This is a genomic window from Rhodoferax sp. OV413 (assembly GCF_945881795.1).
In the GTDB taxonomy this organism is placed as follows: Bacteria; Pseudomonadota; Gammaproteobacteria; order Burkholderiales; family Burkholderiaceae_C; genus Allorhodoferax.
Window position 1 is genome coordinate 1 of record NZ_CAMCVG010000057.1, and the last position, 15570, is coordinate 15570.

Sequence of the window (15570 nt, forward strand, 5' to 3'; positions counted from 1 at the left end):
CTCACGCTCAAGGCCCTGTTCAGCGAAGAGCTGGGCGTGGTGCTGCAAGTGCGCACCTCAGAGCGCTCGGAGGTGATGGCCACACTGCGCGAGCATGGCTTGTCCAAGTTCAGCCACTTCATTGGCAAGACGCGTCCAGCGGCGGTGCCGGCTACCGCAGGGGCTCCCGATTCCTTTGCTGGCAAGGGCGAGCTGCAAATCTGGCGCGACGCCAAAAGCATCTTCAGCGCCAAGCTCTCCGACCTGCATCAGGTCTGGGATGCGGTCAGCTGGAAGATCGCCCAGCAGCGCGACAACCCCGCCTGTGCCGATGCGGAACACGCCGCCGCCGGTGCTGCGAACGACCCCGGGATGCACATTTACCTGCCTAACAAGGCGCTAGCGCTTGTGGAGTCTGCGCAGGCAGCTATCAATTCAGGAGCGCCTGCCGCGGCTTTGCAATCGCCTGCGGTGATGACCAGCCGCCCCAAGGTGGCGGTGCTGCGCGAGCAGGGCGTCAACTCCCACATCGAGATGGCCTACGCCTTTACCGAGGCAGGCTTTGAAGCCTTCGACGTGCACATGACCGACCTGCAGACCGGCCGCGCCAGACTCGAAGACTTTCAGGGCCTGGTGGCGTGCGGCGGCTTCAGTTACGGCGACACGCTGGGCGCCGGCATCGGCTGGGCGCGCAGCATCACCTTTAACGACGCGCTGTCCGAGCAATTCAAGGCCTTCTTTGCCCGCACGGACACCTTCGGGCTGGGTGTGTGCAACGGATGCCAGATGTTTGCCGAGCTGGCGAACATCATTCCCGGCGCGCAAGACTGGCCGCGTTTTACGACCAACCAGAGCGAGCGCTTCGAGGCCCGCCTGTCGATGGTGGAAGTACTGGAATCGCCCTCGCTGTTTTTTACCGACCTGGCCGGTATGCGCCTGCCGATTGCCGTGGCCCATGGCGAGGGCTATGCCAATTTCCACTACCGCGGTAACGCCGACAAAGCTATTTCTGCCATGCGCTATGTGGACAACGCCGGCGCCGCCACCGAAGCCTACCCGTTCAACCCCAACGGCAGCCCCGGCGGCCTGACCGCGGTCACCACCGCGGACGGCCGCTTCACCGCCATGATGCCGCACCCCGAGCGCGTGTTCCGCAACGTACAGATGAGCTGGACGTCGCTGGACAAGAATGCCTTGAGCCCCTGGATGCAGCTCTGGCGCAATGCCCGCAGGTGGATAGGCTAAGTTTTTCAATCCCCACCAACCTCCGGAGTTAATTCCCATGACCGACCTGATCAGCACGCTGCAATGGCGCTACGCCACCAAAAAGTTCAACCCCTCCAAGGTGGTGCCCCAAGACAAGCTCGACCGCATCCTCGAAGCCATCCGCCTGAGCGCCACGTCCAGCGGCATGCAGCCCTATGAGATGCTGGTGGTGAGCAACAAGGCGCTGCGCGAAAAACTCGTACCCGCCGCCATGGGGCAGGCCCAAGTGGCCGACGGCTCGCACCTGCTGGTGTTTGCTGCGTGGGACAACTACACGGCTGAGCGCATCAACATGATGTTTGATCTGGTCAACGCCGAGCGTGGCACGACCAACGAAGGCTGGGAAAACTACCGCAAGATGATTCTTGGCACTTACGTACCCCGTGATGCCGAAACCAACTACCAGCACGCAGCGCGCCAGGCCTACATTGCCGTGGGCACCGCGCTGATTGCCGCCGCAGAAGAGCGGGTGGATGCGACACCGATGGAGGGATTTGACCCCAAGGCGGTGGATGAGATTTTGGGGCTTGCCGCGCGCGGCCTGCGCAGCGTGGTGCTCATGCCTTTGGGCTACCGCGCCGACGAAGGCGACTGGCTGGCCGGCCTGAAAAAAGTGCGCCGCAGTCGCGCCAACTTTGTGACCGAAATCATCTAACTACCCCTGCGGGGCTCAGTCCTCGTCGTCGAACTCGAGGTCTTGGGCCTTGTCGGTCCAGGCGGCTACAAACTTCTCGAATCCGGCGGGCGGCAGCGGCTTGGAATACACAAAGCCCTGCAGGTAGTCGCAGCGCGCATCCGAAAGCAGCAGCGCCTGGTTCATGGTCTCCACGCCTTCAGCCACCACGCGCAGCTGCAGCTCGTGCGCCAGGCTGATGATGGTGCGGCAGATGGCGAGCTTGGTCGGCGTGGTCTCGATATGGTCCACCAGCGCCTTGTCGAGCTTGATGTAGTCCAGCGGCAGCCGGTCGAGCTGGCCGAAACTCGAATACCCCACGCCAAAGTCGTCCAGCGCCACCTCCACACCCCAGGCGCGGAAGATGCGCACCACCGTCAAAATTTCAGGAGTTACGTTCAGGAAAGCACCTTCGGTGATCTCAATCACCACGCCGTTACGCGGGCACTTGAGCGCCATCAGCCATGTCAGACCCTCGGGCCGGTTTTCGGCAAACCACTCCAGGAACGACGGCGGCACATTCACGCTCACCTGAAAATTCGGCCGGATCTGCGCCCGCCAGAGCCGGACCTGCTGGACCGCCTTGGTCATGACCCATTTGGTGAGTTCGTTGATCTTGCCGTACGACTCCGCCAGCGGTATGAATTCGGCCGGCGAAATCATGCCGCGCTGGGGGTCTATCCAACGGATAAGCGCCTCGGTTTTATGGATAGGCCCGCGCTGTGTGCTGATGATGGGCTGGTAGTACAGGACGAACTCATTGTTCTCCATGGCCCTGTCGATCGACTGGGTAATGTTCACACGGTCCAGCACCAGGGCTTCCATGGCCGGCTCAAAAAACACCGGGTCGGTGCGGCGCATGTCGCCTGCCGCCTTTTGCGCAATCTCTGCGCACAGGGCGAGGCGCTTGGCGTTGTCGGTAGCTTGAGGCCAGAAGGCAACGCCGATGCGGGGGTAGAGCGGCAGGCGGCGTTTGTTGAATATCAAAGGCTGTTGCAGACGCGCCAGGCGCTGGGAAACCTGTTCGGAAAAATTCTGCCCGGAGGTGTCGAGGTTCAAGATGCCGGCAAACTCCCACTTGGCCAAGCGCGCCATCGGGGTGGGCTGCAAGATGCCGGCGAGTGTATTGACCACCGACAACAGAAAAAGCTCCCGGTCTTCGTCATCAAAGGGCGCCAGAAAATCTTCCGCATGCTCCAGTCGCAGGTTGATGATGGCGGCCGGCCGGCCGGTGGAACGCAGGTCCAGTTCGCGTTTCAGCGCCTCCTCAAAAGCCGCGCCATTCAGGAGGCCGGTTTGCCTGTCGATTTTGGAGGCCATTTCGCTGGCCAGTGTGGCCACGTCGAGGTCTGATTTGAGACCGCGCACCATCGTTGTGAGCTGGCCCGCCACCCACTGCGCCACCTTATTGAGCCGAATCCGCTGGCGCAAGGTGACTTGCAGCATCACCATCGCAATGACGCAGTCAATCAAGATCCGCAACAGGATAGCGGTCTCCACCGTTTGCGTGGGGTACAGCACCAGGGCGCAGCCAAAGACCGCGGAGAAAAGTGAAAAAAACAGGGCCGTCTTAGGCGGGGCAAAGATGTGCAGAATGATGACGAAGCCTGGCAGCGTGTAATAGCCAACATAGTCGTTGCTGATGAATACCGTGAAATACACCACGCAGGCCAAGGTGGTGAGCCGCCTGGCCGTTTCCCGGGAATATTCTTGTTTGTTGCGGATATAAGCCGCTACGCCAAACAGGAACAGCCCTGAGAGCATGGTCATGACGGGATGATCCACCGAGTCCAATCCTTGGGCTTTGACCCAGAAGGCATGCGCCGCCAACAGCATCACAAAGCAGCCCAAAACCAGCGAAGTAATCGCAATCACCCGCGACTGGGCCATGGCCTCAATGCGGTTGCTGGCCTCTAGTTCTTCGAGAAGGCGCTCTGAAATCGCATAGACATCGCCTTCGCCATGTTGGATGTCTTGTAATGCTTGGCGGGTCATGGGGTGCGGGGTGCTTGTGACATTGTTTTTCTGATCTCCCACGGGCATTCTAGGGTGCTCAAATTACTCCGCTGTTTGTGCGGGCTTGTAGGAATCAGTGCAAGGGCATGGTCTTATAAAACACTACGGGTGCCTCGGCGGGCAGCCCCTTGCGGGCGGCGTCCAGTTCCTGCAGCGACTGCCGCGCCACCGCCGGCTTCATCTTGCCCACCACATGCATCTCGCAGGGCTTGCAGTCAAAGCGTAGAGTGAGTTTTTCTTTGCCGTTGATGAGTTGCAGCGGCTCGGCCCTCACCTGCCCCTGCACGCCGGTCACGCCTTTGGCCTGCTTGGGGCACAGGCTGAGCGAGAAGCGCACGCAGTGCTTGGTAATCATCAGGCTCACCTCGCCGCTTTCTTCGACCGCCTCATAGGCGGGGGCGATGACCTTGACGCCATGCTTGGCATAAAAGCCGTGCGCGGACTGGTTGAACACATTGGCCAGATAGCTCAGGGTGTCCTCGGGGTAGGGCACCGGCGGCTCCACCGGCACGCCGGGCACCAGCCGCACAAAACCGGCCGCGCGCGCGCGCTCCAGCACCTCCGTTGCCTCGCGGCGCAGCGGATTCAGCACCGATGCCGGTACAAACCACGGCCGGCTGAACTGCACCTGCACATCGAGCGCGGCGAAGATGGTGGCGCCCATCTTGCTCAGGTTTTCGCGCAGCGCATCCAGGGCGGTGGCGGCGTCCTTGGCTTGCTGGCGGGGCAGGGTGGTGCGGGCGGTGGCGGTGAAGCCGTCTTCATCGGTCAGGGTCAGGGCAATGCCGTCCGCAGTCTCGCTCAAGCACGACCACACGCCAATGCGGCGCTCGCTGCTCTTTTTGTCGAGCACGCGGGTCCAGTGCACATCGCGGTTGCGGTTGACCTCCACACCTTTACGCAGGTCTTTCAAGCCGGGTATCGGGTCTTTGGGGAATATGCGCCACAGGCCCTTGGCCGCGTTCAGGGGCTCGGCGCGGTTAATCGCCAGCCCCACCAGTTCTTTCTGCAAATCGAAGTAGCACAGGCCGTCGCCGTTGCTTAAGTGCCGGCTGTGGTCGTTGAGCTCAAGCTCCACGCTGTCGGCGTTGACTTTGGTGACAAACCCGATGGGCTGGCCGGGGTTCTTAGGGCTGTCAAACGCGCCGATGTCGATTTGCCGGCCCTGCACAAAGTAGTCGGTGAACTCGCGGTTGAAGTTCTGGTTGGGGTCGGGCTCGAAGGTGAAGGTGGTGCGCCCGCTGCTGCTTCGCGCCAGCGGAAAGCGCTGCGGGTCGGCCGAATCCTGCCGGTCTTCTATCAGGCGGTCGAGCAATTTGCGGTAATGGGCGGTAATGTTTTTCACATAGCCCATGTCCTTGTAGCGCCCCTCAATCTTGAAGCTGCGAATGCCCGCATCCACCAGAGCCGCCAGGTTCTCGCTCTGGTTGTTGTCTTTCATCGAGAGCACGTGCTTGTCATGCGCCACAAAGCGGCCCTTGTCGTCCACCACCTGGTAGGGCAGGCGGCAGGCCTGGCTGCATTCGCCGCGGTTGGCGCTGCGCCCGGTGTGGGCCGCGCTGATGTAGCACTGCCCGCTGTAGGCCACACACAGCGCGCCGTGAATGAAAAATTCCAGCGTGCACGTCTCGGGGTTGGTGGCCGCGCGGATGGCGGCAATCTGCGCCACGGTGAGCTCGCGCGCCAGCACGATTTGCGACAGGCCCACATCCTGCAAAAAGCGGGCCTTCTCGGGGGTGCGGATGTCGGTCTGGGTGCTGGCGTGCAGCTGCAGGGGCGGCATATCAATAGCCAGTAGCCCCATGTCCTGCACGATCAGCGCGTCCACGCCCGCCTCGTACAACTGCCAGGCCTGGCGGCGTGCGGGCTCAAGCTCGTCGTCCCGCAGGATGGTGTTCATGGTGACGAAGATGCGGCTGTTAAACCGGTGCGCATGTTGCACCAGCCGCGCAATATCGGCCACGCTGTTGTCCGCACTCGATCGGGCCCCGAAGCCCGGGCCGCCGATGTAGACCGCATCGGCACCGTGGTTCACTGCTTCGATACCAATCTCTGCGGTGCGCGCAGGAGACAACAACTCGAGTTGAAAATCTTGCAAAGACATGGGACGCGATTATCCCGCAGGGGCAGCGCCGCGGGTTGACGGCTCTCTGCGCGCTCTAAACTCCTGTCATGCCAGCCTACCGCATCGACGCCCTCGACACCGCCCGCGGACTTGCAATGGTGTGGATGACGGTCTTTCACTTTTGCTTTGACCTCAACAACGCGGGCCTGATTACGCAAGACTTTCACCACGACCCGTTCTGGACCTGGCAGCGTACCGCCATCCTCAGTCTGTTTTTGCTTTGCGCCGGCGCGGGGCAGGCGGTGGCTCAAGGGGCGGTGTTGGGTCCGGCGCAAAGCTGGCGGCAGTTCGGGTGGCGCTTGGCGCAGATTGCAGCCGCTGCGGCGCTGGTGTCGCTGGGTTCGTGGTTCATGTTTCCGGACAGCTTTATTTACTTCGGGGTGCTGCACGGTATGGCGGTGATGCTATTGCTGCTGCGCCTTGTCGCCCCTTGGGTGCAGATGAATGCTCGCCCCGGCTGGGGCTGTGCGGCGCTGGGCCTGCTGGTAATTGCTACGCATTTGATAGCTGGCAGCGCAATAGCGACGGGAGCAAACAGCGTTTTTGGCATTGACTTAGACAGCCGCAGCCTGAACTGGCTGGGTCTGATTACGCGTCTGCCCGTGACCGAGGACTTTGCGCCCATCTTCCCCTGGTGGGGCGTGATGCTGCTGGGGTGTGGCGGCATGCAGCGCTGGCTTGCAGCAAGTCAGCGGCAGCCAAAAGTTGCGCCACCGCAGCGGCAGACAGTGGCGGCACCCCTCGCCGTAGGGGGCGCTTGGCTGCGCGGCGCCTTGGCACGGCTGGGCCGGCACAGTCTGGTGTACTACCTCCTGCACCAGCCGGTCATGCTGGGCCTGCTGTGGCTGGCAGGCGCGTCAGGTTGGCTTGGCGGCTTCGCGGGGTAGTGCTCGCGCCAGGCGCAGGGCATTGCCGATCACCGACACCGAGCTGAGGCTCATGGCCAAGGCCGCAATCATGGGTGAAAGAAGCCATCCGGTGAACGGGTAGAGCAAACCAGCGGCCACCGGAATCCCCAGCGCGTGGTCCCCAATCTGGTGAGCACGGTGAAAGGCGAAACCAAGTTTGAACAGGACACCCTGGTTCATCGGCGCTTTGGAACGTGTTGAAGCCGCAGCCGCTCAGGCTCAGCGTCAACATAGCCAGCATCAGGGTTACAAGCAGGGTAAGAAAGAGAGGAACTGGTTTGCGCATGGGGTGGCCTTCTGCGCATTGGAAGCACCCGGGCGCCCAGGGTCTGTGCGCTGGGGCACTTGCCAGGCCTACCACGTGGTAAGAGATCAGCACGCGCGCGCCTGCCCATAAAAAAAGCGGCCGAAGCCGCTTTTCTGGGGGAGACGCCGGGAGGGGCGCTTGAGACTGGTCCGATTATTCGACCTTGGCCTTGGCGCGCAGTTCTTCCTGGTACTTGCCCATCTTTTGCTGCAGCAATTGCTGGGCGACTTGCGGCTTCACGTCCTCGAGCTTGGGCAGCTGGGAGTCGCGCACGTCGTCGAGGCGGATGACGTGGTAGCCGAACTGGGTTTTGACCGGGGCGTCAGAAACTTTGCCCTTGGTCAGTGCCACCAGTGCATCAGAAAACTCTTTCACATAGCTGCTGGCGTTGGCCCAGTCGAGGTCGCCGCCGTTGGCGCCGGAGCCGGGATCTTTGGAGTTCTTCTTGGCCAGGTCTTCAAACTTGGCGCCCTTTTTAAGCTGGGCAATCAGGGACTTGGCCTGGTCTTCTTTCTCAACCAGGATGTGACGGGCGCGGTATTCCTTGCCGGCATTGGCCGCGGCAAACTTGTCGTACTCGGCCTTGATTTCTTCGTCAGTGACCGGGTTCTTTTTCTGGAAGTCGGCAAACAGCTCGCGGATCAGGATGGTCTGGCGGTTCATTTCCAGCTGGTTTTTGTAGTCTTCGGTGGCGTCAAGGCCGCGCGCCTGCGCTTCTTGCACGAAGATTTCGCGGGCAATCACTTCCTCGCGCAGCTGGCCTTGCATATCGGGCGTCACCGGACGGCCGGAGCGGGCGACTTGCTGGGCCAAGGCTTCCACGCGGCTCTTGGGCACTGCTTTGCCGTTCACGATGGCGACGTTTTGCGCCAGCGCGCCGGAGGCCACTGCCAGCAGGCTTGCTGCAGCCAGGGCGGACAAAATTTGCTTCTTCATAGCGTTTCCTTCAGGGATTTTTTGTAATCGGTGCGGTGCCGGTGGGCGAGGCTTCGGCCTCAATGGCCAGAGCGTGCAGCCCTTGGTCAATGAAATCTTGCAACGAATCATACACAAGGCGATGTCGTGCCACGCGGCTCATTCCGGTGAATAAATGTGAGGCAATCTGCACCCTGAAATGGGTGCCAATACCGGCCTCGTTGGCTCCCATATGACCGGCATGCTGCCAGCTTTCGTCGATGACGTCGAGGCGGTCCGGTTGCAGGCGCTCGCGCAGCCGCTGCTCGAGTGCCGCGGTGGTGGGCAGCGGTGGGGTGGGTGTGATGGTCATCGGGATCAGGAGGCTGGCGGTTCGCCATCTGTGTCTTTGCCCTTGAGGTGGGGCGAGATGTAGAGGCCCTGGCCGATCAGGAAAACCAGCGGGAACACATATCCCCAGAGCTTGAAGTTGGCCCAGGCGTCTTCGCTGAAATAGGTGGCCACATAGGCATTGCTGATGGCCATGAACGCGGTGTAGCCGACCCAGGCGATGTTGAGCCGGTGCCAGACGCCGTCGGGCAAATTCAGCTGGCTGCCGAGCAAGGACTTCAGGAAGTTGATTTTCATGCCCCAGACCGCCACCGCCAGCGCGATCGACATGCCTGCGTACAGCACGGTGGGTTTCCACATGATGAAGCGCTTGTCATGCAGCAGAAGCGTGATGCTGCCGAACACCAGAATCATGCCCAGCGTGATTTTGTGCATGGTGCTGAGCTTTTTGTCCAGCCAGTAGATGATGGCCATCTGCACCACGGTGGCGCCCATGAGCACCGGGGTGGCAAAAAAGATGGCCTCGTCTTTGCTCACGCCAAAGCTGTCGTGCAGCTTGTAGGCTGCAAAAAACAGCAGGATGGGGATGAAGTCGAGCAGTGCTTTCATGGGGCTTTCACGGTGATTTCAGGTCGGCGTGAAGTGTAGCGAGGCGGAATTCATGCAGTAGCGCAGGCCGGTCTCGGTGGGGCCGTCGTCAAACACATGGCCCAGATGCGCGCCGCACTGGCTGCACACGGTTTCCACCCGCACCATGCCGTGGCTGCGGTCGGTGATTTCGGTGATCGCACCGGGAATGGCCAGCGAAAAGCTGGGCCAGCCGCAGTGGGCGTCGAACTTGGTGCCCGAGTCAAACAGCTTGGCGTTGCAGCAGATGCAGTGGTAGCTGCCGTCGGCCCAGTGGGTTTCGAATCTGCCGCTGAAGGGCCGCTCGGTGGCGGCCTGGCGGGTGACCTGAAAGGCGACCGGTTCTGCGCCTTTCTCGGCTAACAGCGCCTTCCACTCGGCGTCGGTTTTTTGGATGGGGAATGTCATGGGGCGCTCCTAAGAACTACAGCTGATAGAAATCTGCGCGGCCCAGTCCGGCGCAAAGCCGGCCCAGGATTCGCAGTCGGGATGCTCGTCAAACGGGGCTTCCAGCACGCGCAGCAGGTCTGCCACCATGCGGAAATCTTTCTGCCGTGCGGCCTCGATGGCTTGCTCACCGAGGTGGTTGCGCAGAACGAACTTGGGGTTGGTTTTTAGCATCAAATCGGCCGCCTGAGCCCGTGGAATATGCGCGAGCAGCTCCGAATACGATAGCAACCAGGCATCAAAACCGCCTCTATCCAGAAACAAATCACGCACCGCATCTCGGCTGCCGGCATCACCTCCGTCCCTCACCCAATGACTCAGCTGCCGCCAGAAGATGGTGAAGTCCACCTTGCCCGCGGCCAGCAGCGTGAGCACGCCCTCAATCACAGGGGCCGGCGCCGCCATTTCGTAGTCATTTTGCGGACGGGTGTCTTGCGGATGGGCCAGCCCAAGCTTGGCTGCCATGCGGCGCGCCAGCGCGCGGGGGTAGAGGTCTTTGAAGGTCTCGAGGGCGGCAATCGCCTGGTCTTGCTCGTCGATAAGCGGCATCATCGCCTGGCCTAGGCAAAACAGGTTCCAGTAGGCCACATTGGGCTGCTTGTAGAAGGCGTAGCGGCCGGTGTTATCGGAGTGGTTGCAGATGTGGGCGGGGTCGTAGGCGTCCATGAACTGGAAGGGCCCGTAGTCGATGGTCAGGCCCAGAATGCTCATGTTGTCGGTGTTCATCACCCCGTGGCAGAAGCCGACCGACTGCCAGTGCGCCACCATGTCAGCCGTGCGGGCGGTCACCGCGGCCAAGAGCGCCACATAGGGATTGCCGCCCCAGCGCGGGTCGCGCCGGCAGTCGGGGTAGTGGTGGTCGATAACAAAGTCTGCCAGCGCCTTGAGTTCGTCAGGCATGCCGTGGTGGCAAAAATGCTCAAAGTGCCCAAACCGGATGAAGCTTGGCGCCAGCCGCGTGACCACGGCGGCGGTCTCCAGGGTTTCGCGGCGCACCGGCGCGTCGGAGCCGGTCACGCACAGGGCGCGGGTCGTGGGAATGCCCAAGCTATGCGTGGCTTCGCTGGCCAGAAACTCGCGGATGCTGCTGCGCAGCACGGCCCGGCCGTCGCCCATGCGGGAAAACGGTGTGCGGCCCGCGCCTTTGAGCTGCACCTCGAGGCCATTGACTTCGCCCAGCAAAATCGCGCGCCCGTCCCCCAGCTGCCCGGCCCACTGGCCAAACTGGTGGCCGCTGTACACGCTGGCCAGCGGCTCGCTCCCGGCCAGCGGCCTGTTGCCGCTCAGGGCCTGCAGCAGGTCGGGGTTTTGCAGATGGGCCCCTTCCCAGCCGGCCCAGCGGGCCACGGCGGCGCTGGTGCCTACCCAATACGGAGCGGGCAGTGGGGTGGGCTGAAGGGGGGCAAAGAAGGCCTCGCCGAGGCTGGCAAAACGGTTGTTCCAGGGGAGCTGCAGGTCCACGGCGCCTTGCATAGGTGCTGAAAGGGGCATGAATGAATTGTCCCGCATAGGATTAACGCGCATATTCCTGAGGCCTTGCGCGCAGTACTATGCACTCGGCCACTGCCCCTAAGACAGGGCCTGCCGCCATGTGGCGGCGCACAAAAATGAGAGAGACAGAGGTGACGCGATGTACGGACTGATGCAAAGTCAGCAGCTGCTGATTTCCACCTTGATTGAGTTTGCGGCGCGCCACCACGGCGAGGGGGAAATCGTCTCCCGGCGGGTGGAGGGTGACATTCACCGCACCAACTACCGGCAGCTCGCCGGCCGCTCCCGCAAGGTGGCCAACGCGTTGGACACGCTGGGCCTTGCCTTCAGTGACCGTGTGGCCACGCTGGCCTGGAACGGCTACCGCCACCTGGAGCTTTATTTCGGCGTGAGCGGCTCGGGCCGGGTGTTGCACACCCTGAACCCGCGCCTTCACCCTGACCAGATTGTCTGGATTTGCAACCACGCCGAAGACCAGGTGCTCTGCTTTGACATGAGCTTTCTGCCCATCGTGCAGGCCATTCACAAGCGCTGCACGACGATCCGGCACTTTATTGCCCTGTGTGACGCCGACGCGCTGCCCAAGGACTCCGGCATCCCCGGGCTGCGCAGCTATGAGGCTTGGATTGCCTCCAAACCAGCGACCTACGCGTGGCCCGATTTTGATGAGAACTCAGCGTCGAGCATGTGCTACACCAGCGGCACCACCGGCAACCCGAAGGGCGCGCTGTACAGCCACCGCTCCACCATCCTGCACGCGTTTTCCAGCGCATTGCCCGACGCGCTGAACATGAGTGCCCGGGACGCGGTGCTGCCGGTGGTGCCAATGTTCCACGTCAACGCCTGGGGCCTGCCGTATTCTGCCGCCATGACCGGGGCCAAGCTGGTATTTCCCGGGCCGGCCATGGACGGCAAGTCCATCTTTGACCTGATTGAGACGGAAAAAGTGAGCTTTGCTGCCGGCGTTCCGACCGTGTGGCAGATGCTGTTGACCCATATGCAGGCCACCGGGCAGCGCTTTACCTCGCTCAAGCGGACCGTCATTGGCGGCTCAGCCTGCCCGCCGGCCATGGTCTCTGCGTTCAACGACACCTACGGCGTGGAGGTGTTGCACGCCTGGGGCATGACCGAGATGTCGCCGCTGGGTACGGTGTGCACCCTCAAGAACAAACACCTCACGCTCCCCAAAGACGCGCAGCTCAAGGTGCGCCTTAAGCAGGGCCGGGGCATCTACGGTGTGGACATGAAGATTGTCGATGGCGCGGGCGCCGAGGTGCCGTGGGACGGAGTGAGCTATGGCGACCTGCTGGTCAAAGGCCCGTGGGTGATTGCGGAGTACTTCAAGGGCGAGGATCAGTCTCCCTTGGTGGATGGCTGGTTTCCGACGGGCGACGTGGCCACCATCGACGCCGATGGCTTCATGCAAATCACCGACCGCACCAAAGACGTCATCAAGTCCGGCGGCGAGTGGATCAGCTCCATCGACGTGGAAAACATCGCCATGGCCCACCCGGCGGTGGCGATGGCGGCCTGCATCGGCATTAGGCACCCCAAATGGGACGAGCGGCCCATCATCGCGGTGGTCAAGAAACCCGGCGTCGAAGTCACCCGCGAAGACATCCTCGCCTTCTACGACGGCAAGACCGCCAAGTGGCAGGTGCCGGACGATGTGGTGTTTGTCGAGTCGATTCCCCTGGGCGGCACCGGCAAGATGCAGAAAACCAAGCTGCGGGAGCAACTGCGCGATTACCGGCTGCCAACCACCTGAGCCCCGAACGCCATTCGCTTGTGGTGCAATCGGGCACGTGCACGATGTGCAACGTTTCTTGCTAGGAGCAGATGGATGGCGTTTATAAAAAAGTACGAAGGCACAACGGATGTGCGTCTGTTGCGCATGCAGCGCGTGATCTGGATGTTGATATACGTTGGCCTGATCACGATGGTGCTGGGCTACTTTGCGGGCAGGCAGGATGAAGCTACCGGTACTGTGCTGTGCGGCGTTGGTGGTCTGGCAGTCGGAGCTGGCGTGCTGATGATTTACATCCGCTCCCGCCTGCGCGAGGAATAAGGCCCGAGAAGGAATATGACCATGCCTCGCACCGTGCAGCAGCTTTTTGACCTCAGCGGCAAGACCGCCCTTATTACCGGCGGCTCGCGCGGGTTGGGCCTGCAGCTGGCCCACGCGCTGGGCGAGGCGGGCGCCAAGGTGTTGTTGAGTTCACGCAAGGCGGCCGACCTCGAAGAAGCCTGCGCCGAACTGCAAGCCGCCGGCATAGACGCCCGCTGGGTTGCCGCCGATTGCGCCAGGGAAGCCGACATTCACCGACTGGCCGACGAGACGCTGCAGCGCCTGGGTCCGGTGGATATTCTGGTGAACAACGCCGGTGCGTCCTGGGGTGCCCCCGCCGAGGACCACCCGCTGGAGGCCTGGGACAAGGTGATGAACCTCAATGTGCGGGGCTACTTCGTGCTCAGCCAGGTGATTGCCAAAAAGAGCATGATCCCGCGCCGCTCGGGCCGCATCATCAACCTGTCGTCAATTGCGGGGCTCAACGGCAATCCGCCGGCAATGACGACGATTGCCTACAACACCTCCAAAGGCGCGGTGCTGAATTTCACCCGCGCGCTGGCAGCCGAATGGGGCAAGTACAACATCACCGTCAACGCCATCTGCCCGGGCTTCTTTCCGAGCAAGATGTCTGCCGGCCTGATTGAAGCCATGGGCGAGGAGCGAATGGCCGCTGCGGCGCCGCTGCGGCGCCTGGGGGACGATGAAGACCTCAAAGGCCTGTGCGTGTTGTACGCGTCGGATGCCGGCAAACACATCACCGGCCAGTGGCTGGCGGTGGATGGCGGCGTGAGCGCGGTCACCGGAGCCTGAGGCCCATGGCAGCGCAGAGCAACCCCTTCGGGGTGGAAATTCCGTTTGTCACGCACCTTGGTTTTGCGCTCACCGCGTTTGCCGATGGCCGGGCAGAAATCGTCTACACCCCCGCAGCCGAGCACCTGAACTCATTCTCGGTGACCCATGGCGGCGCGCAAATGACGCTGCTGGATGTGACCATGGCCTGTGCCGCGCGCAGCCGGACTCCGGAGTTGGGCGTGGTCACCATTGAGATGAAAACCAGCTTCATGCAGCCGGCCGTGGGTGCGCTGACCGCCAAAGGCGAGCTGATGCACCGCACCGCCACCATGGCCTTCACCCAGGCCACGATTTACGACACACAGGGCCGGGCTTGCGCGCACGCGACCGGCACTTTCAAGTACATGAAGCGTCTGGCCAGCGCCGGCCGCGCCATCCACCCCCTGAACCTGGAAGGCGACTGCATTGCCACCGACTAGTCCGCCTGCAGTGCATTGGCAGTGTCTGCCGTTTGACGCGCTGAGCACACAGCAGCTGTATGCGCTGTTGCGGCTGCGCAGCGAGGTGTTTGTGGTGGAGCAGGCCTGCATTTTCCAGGACCTGGACGGGCTCGATCAGCAGGCCATGCACCTGTTGGGGCTGCAGGGCGCCGAATTGCTGGCCAGTGCGCGCTACTTTCCCAAGGGGGTGACGTTTGCTGAGGCCAGCATCGGCCGCGTCGTGGTCAGCCCGGGTGCGCGCGGCAGTGGGCTGGGCCACCAGCTCATGGTGCAGGCGCTTGCGTGCCTGCAAGCCGAGTGGGGCGCGCAGTCCATCCGTATCGGCGCGCAGGCGCATTTGCGCGACTTTTATGCAAGCCATGGTTTTGAGGACGTGGGTCGGCCGTACATAGAAGACGGAATTCCTCACCTGGAGATGCTGCGCAGCTCCTGATGGCGGGTCCATAGCTGGCTGAACTGGGCCGCTACGCGGTAGGTGGTGAGTTGCACGTTGACCGTGTCTTGCAGGTTCACCCCGTAGCCTCCGCCCATGGTGATCACTGCTGGGATGCGACGCTGCCAGCACCAGTCCAGCACGCGGCGGTCGCGGGCCTCGAGGCCGTCGGCGCTGATCTTCAAGCGGCCCAAGCGGTCGCCCTCGTGTGGATCCGCCCCCGCCAAAAAGAAGACCAGCCCCGGGGTAAACCGCCCCTCCAGCTCCTGCAGCGCGTGCTCGAGGGTGCTGAGGTAATCCGCATCGGCGCAGCCGTCGGGCAGGGGAATGTCGAGGTCGCTGTCTTCCTTACGGAACGGAAAGTTCTTGTCGCCGTGCATCGAGAGGGTGAATACCGAATCATCCGTTCGGAAGATGCTGGCGGTGCCGTTGCCCTGGTGCACATCTAGGTCAATCACCGCGACCCGCAGGGGAGGGCGCGGCCCGCCATCGGCGCCACGCTCGCGGCCCCACTCGGCCTGCACCACCCGGGCCGCCACGGCCAGGTCGTTGAATACACAAAATCCGCCGCCTTTGTGCGAATAGGCGTGGTGTGTGCCGCCCGCCAGGTTGGCCGCCAGGCCCTCGCGCAGCGCCACCCGGGCCGCCGCCACAGTGGCGCCCACTGAGCGCAGCGCCCGCTCGGCCATC

17 protein-coding genes are annotated in these 15570 nt (G+C 62.5%); 8 read left to right on the plus strand and 9 right to left on the minus strand.

What is annotated here, in order from left to right:
* On the plus strand, positions 1-1224 hold a 1224-nt coding region (locus Q0O05_RS08290; RefSeq protein WP_293662014.1), incomplete at its 5' end, for a phosphoribosylformylglycinamidine synthase subunit PurQ.
* Between the two features lie 37 nt (positions 1225-1261).
* On the plus strand, positions 1262-1900 hold the full coding sequence (locus Q0O05_RS08295) for an NAD(P)H-dependent oxidoreductase (protein WP_293662016.1): 639 nt from the start codon (positions 1262-1264) through the stop codon (positions 1898-1900).
* 15 nt (positions 1901-1915) lie between these two features.
* Here Q0O05_RS08295 and Q0O05_RS08300 read toward each other — a convergent pair whose 3' ends face one another.
* Together Q0O05_RS08300 and Q0O05_RS08305 are read right to left on the minus strand one after the other, a co-directional pair.
* Complete coding sequence (locus Q0O05_RS08300; protein ID WP_293662018.1) at positions 1916-3913, minus strand: GGDEF domain-containing phosphodiesterase; 1998 nt, start codon at positions 3911-3913, stop codon at positions 1916-1918.
* A 94-nt stretch (positions 3914-4007) separates the two neighbouring features.
* A complete protein-coding gene (locus Q0O05_RS08305) occupies positions 4008-6038 on the minus strand; it encodes a U32 family peptidase (protein ID WP_293662020.1) in 2031 nt (676 codons plus the stop codon).
* A gap of 68 nt (positions 6039-6106) precedes the next feature.
* Here Q0O05_RS08305 and Q0O05_RS08310 point away from each other — a divergent pair, with 68 nt between their 5' ends.
* Positions 6107-6946 (plus strand): heparan-alpha-glucosaminide N-acetyltransferase, encoded by an 840-nt coding sequence (locus Q0O05_RS08310; protein WP_293662022.1) that lies wholly within the window; start codon positions 6107-6109, stop codon positions 6944-6946.
* Here the strand turns inward: Q0O05_RS08310 and Q0O05_RS08315 are convergent.
* The 6 genes from Q0O05_RS08315 to Q0O05_RS08340 form a co-directional block, all read right to left on the minus strand.
* A complete protein-coding gene (locus Q0O05_RS08315) occupies positions 6917-7147 on the minus strand; it encodes a hypothetical protein (RefSeq protein WP_293662045.1) in 231 nt (76 codons plus the stop codon). The genes Q0O05_RS08310 and Q0O05_RS08315 overlap by 30 nt on opposite strands.
* A 280-nt stretch (positions 7148-7427) precedes the next feature.
* A complete protein-coding gene (locus tag Q0O05_RS08320; protein ID WP_293662024.1) occupies positions 7428-8210 on the minus strand; it encodes a peptidylprolyl isomerase in 783 nt (260 codons plus the stop codon).
* A gap of 10 nt (positions 8211-8220) precedes the next feature.
* Entirely contained in the window at positions 8221-8541 is a 321-nt protein-coding gene (locus tag Q0O05_RS08325; RefSeq protein ID WP_293662026.1) for a BolA family protein, read from the minus strand.
* Between the two features lie 5 nt (positions 8542-8546).
* The gene (locus Q0O05_RS08330; RefSeq protein WP_293662028.1) at positions 8547-9128 is read right to left on the minus strand and encodes a septation protein A; all 582 of its coding nucleotides are present in this window, start codon (positions 9126-9128) and stop codon (positions 8547-8549) included.
* An 18-nt stretch (positions 9129-9146) separates the two neighbouring features.
* Positions 9147-9554 (minus strand): peptide-methionine (R)-S-oxide reductase MsrB, encoded by a 408-nt coding sequence (msrB, locus tag Q0O05_RS08335; RefSeq protein WP_293662030.1) that lies wholly within the window; start codon positions 9552-9554, stop codon positions 9147-9149.
* Between the two features lie 9 nt (positions 9555-9563).
* Positions 9564-11084, minus strand: coding sequence for a protein adenylyltransferase SelO (locus Q0O05_RS08340; protein ID WP_293662032.1), 1521 nt, complete (start codon positions 11082-11084; stop codon positions 9564-9566).
* A 139-nt stretch (positions 11085-11223) separates the two neighbouring features.
* Here Q0O05_RS08340 and Q0O05_RS08345 point away from each other — a divergent pair, with 139 nt between their 5' ends.
* The 5 genes from Q0O05_RS08345 (at position 11224) to Q0O05_RS08365 (ending at position 14880) form a co-directional block, all read left to right on the plus strand.
* A complete protein-coding gene (locus Q0O05_RS08345) occupies positions 11224-12852 on the plus strand; it encodes a 3-(methylthio)propionyl-CoA ligase (RefSeq protein WP_293662034.1) in 1629 nt (542 codons plus the stop codon).
* Between the two features lie 75 nt (positions 12853-12927).
* Complete coding sequence (locus Q0O05_RS08350; RefSeq protein ID WP_293662036.1) at positions 12928-13152, plus strand: hypothetical protein; 225 nt, start codon at positions 12928-12930, stop codon at positions 13150-13152.
* Between the two features lie 21 nt (positions 13153-13173).
* Positions 13174-13965 (plus strand): SDR family oxidoreductase, encoded by a 792-nt coding sequence (locus Q0O05_RS08355; protein ID WP_293662044.1) that lies wholly within the window; start codon positions 13174-13176, stop codon positions 13963-13965.
* Between the two features lie 5 nt (positions 13966-13970).
* Complete coding sequence (locus Q0O05_RS08360; RefSeq protein WP_293662038.1) at positions 13971-14426, plus strand: PaaI family thioesterase; 456 nt, start codon at positions 13971-13973, stop codon at positions 14424-14426.
* Positions 14427-14436: 10 nt separating this feature from the next.
* Complete coding sequence (locus tag Q0O05_RS08365; RefSeq protein ID WP_293662040.1) at positions 14437-14880, plus strand: GNAT family N-acetyltransferase; 444 nt, start codon at positions 14437-14439, stop codon at positions 14878-14880.
* Here the strand turns inward: Q0O05_RS08365 and Q0O05_RS08370 are convergent.
* Positions 14853-15570: histone deacetylase (locus tag Q0O05_RS08370; RefSeq protein WP_293662042.1), on the minus strand; the 718-nt coding region annotated here is incomplete at its 5' end. The genes Q0O05_RS08365 and Q0O05_RS08370 overlap by 28 nt on opposite strands.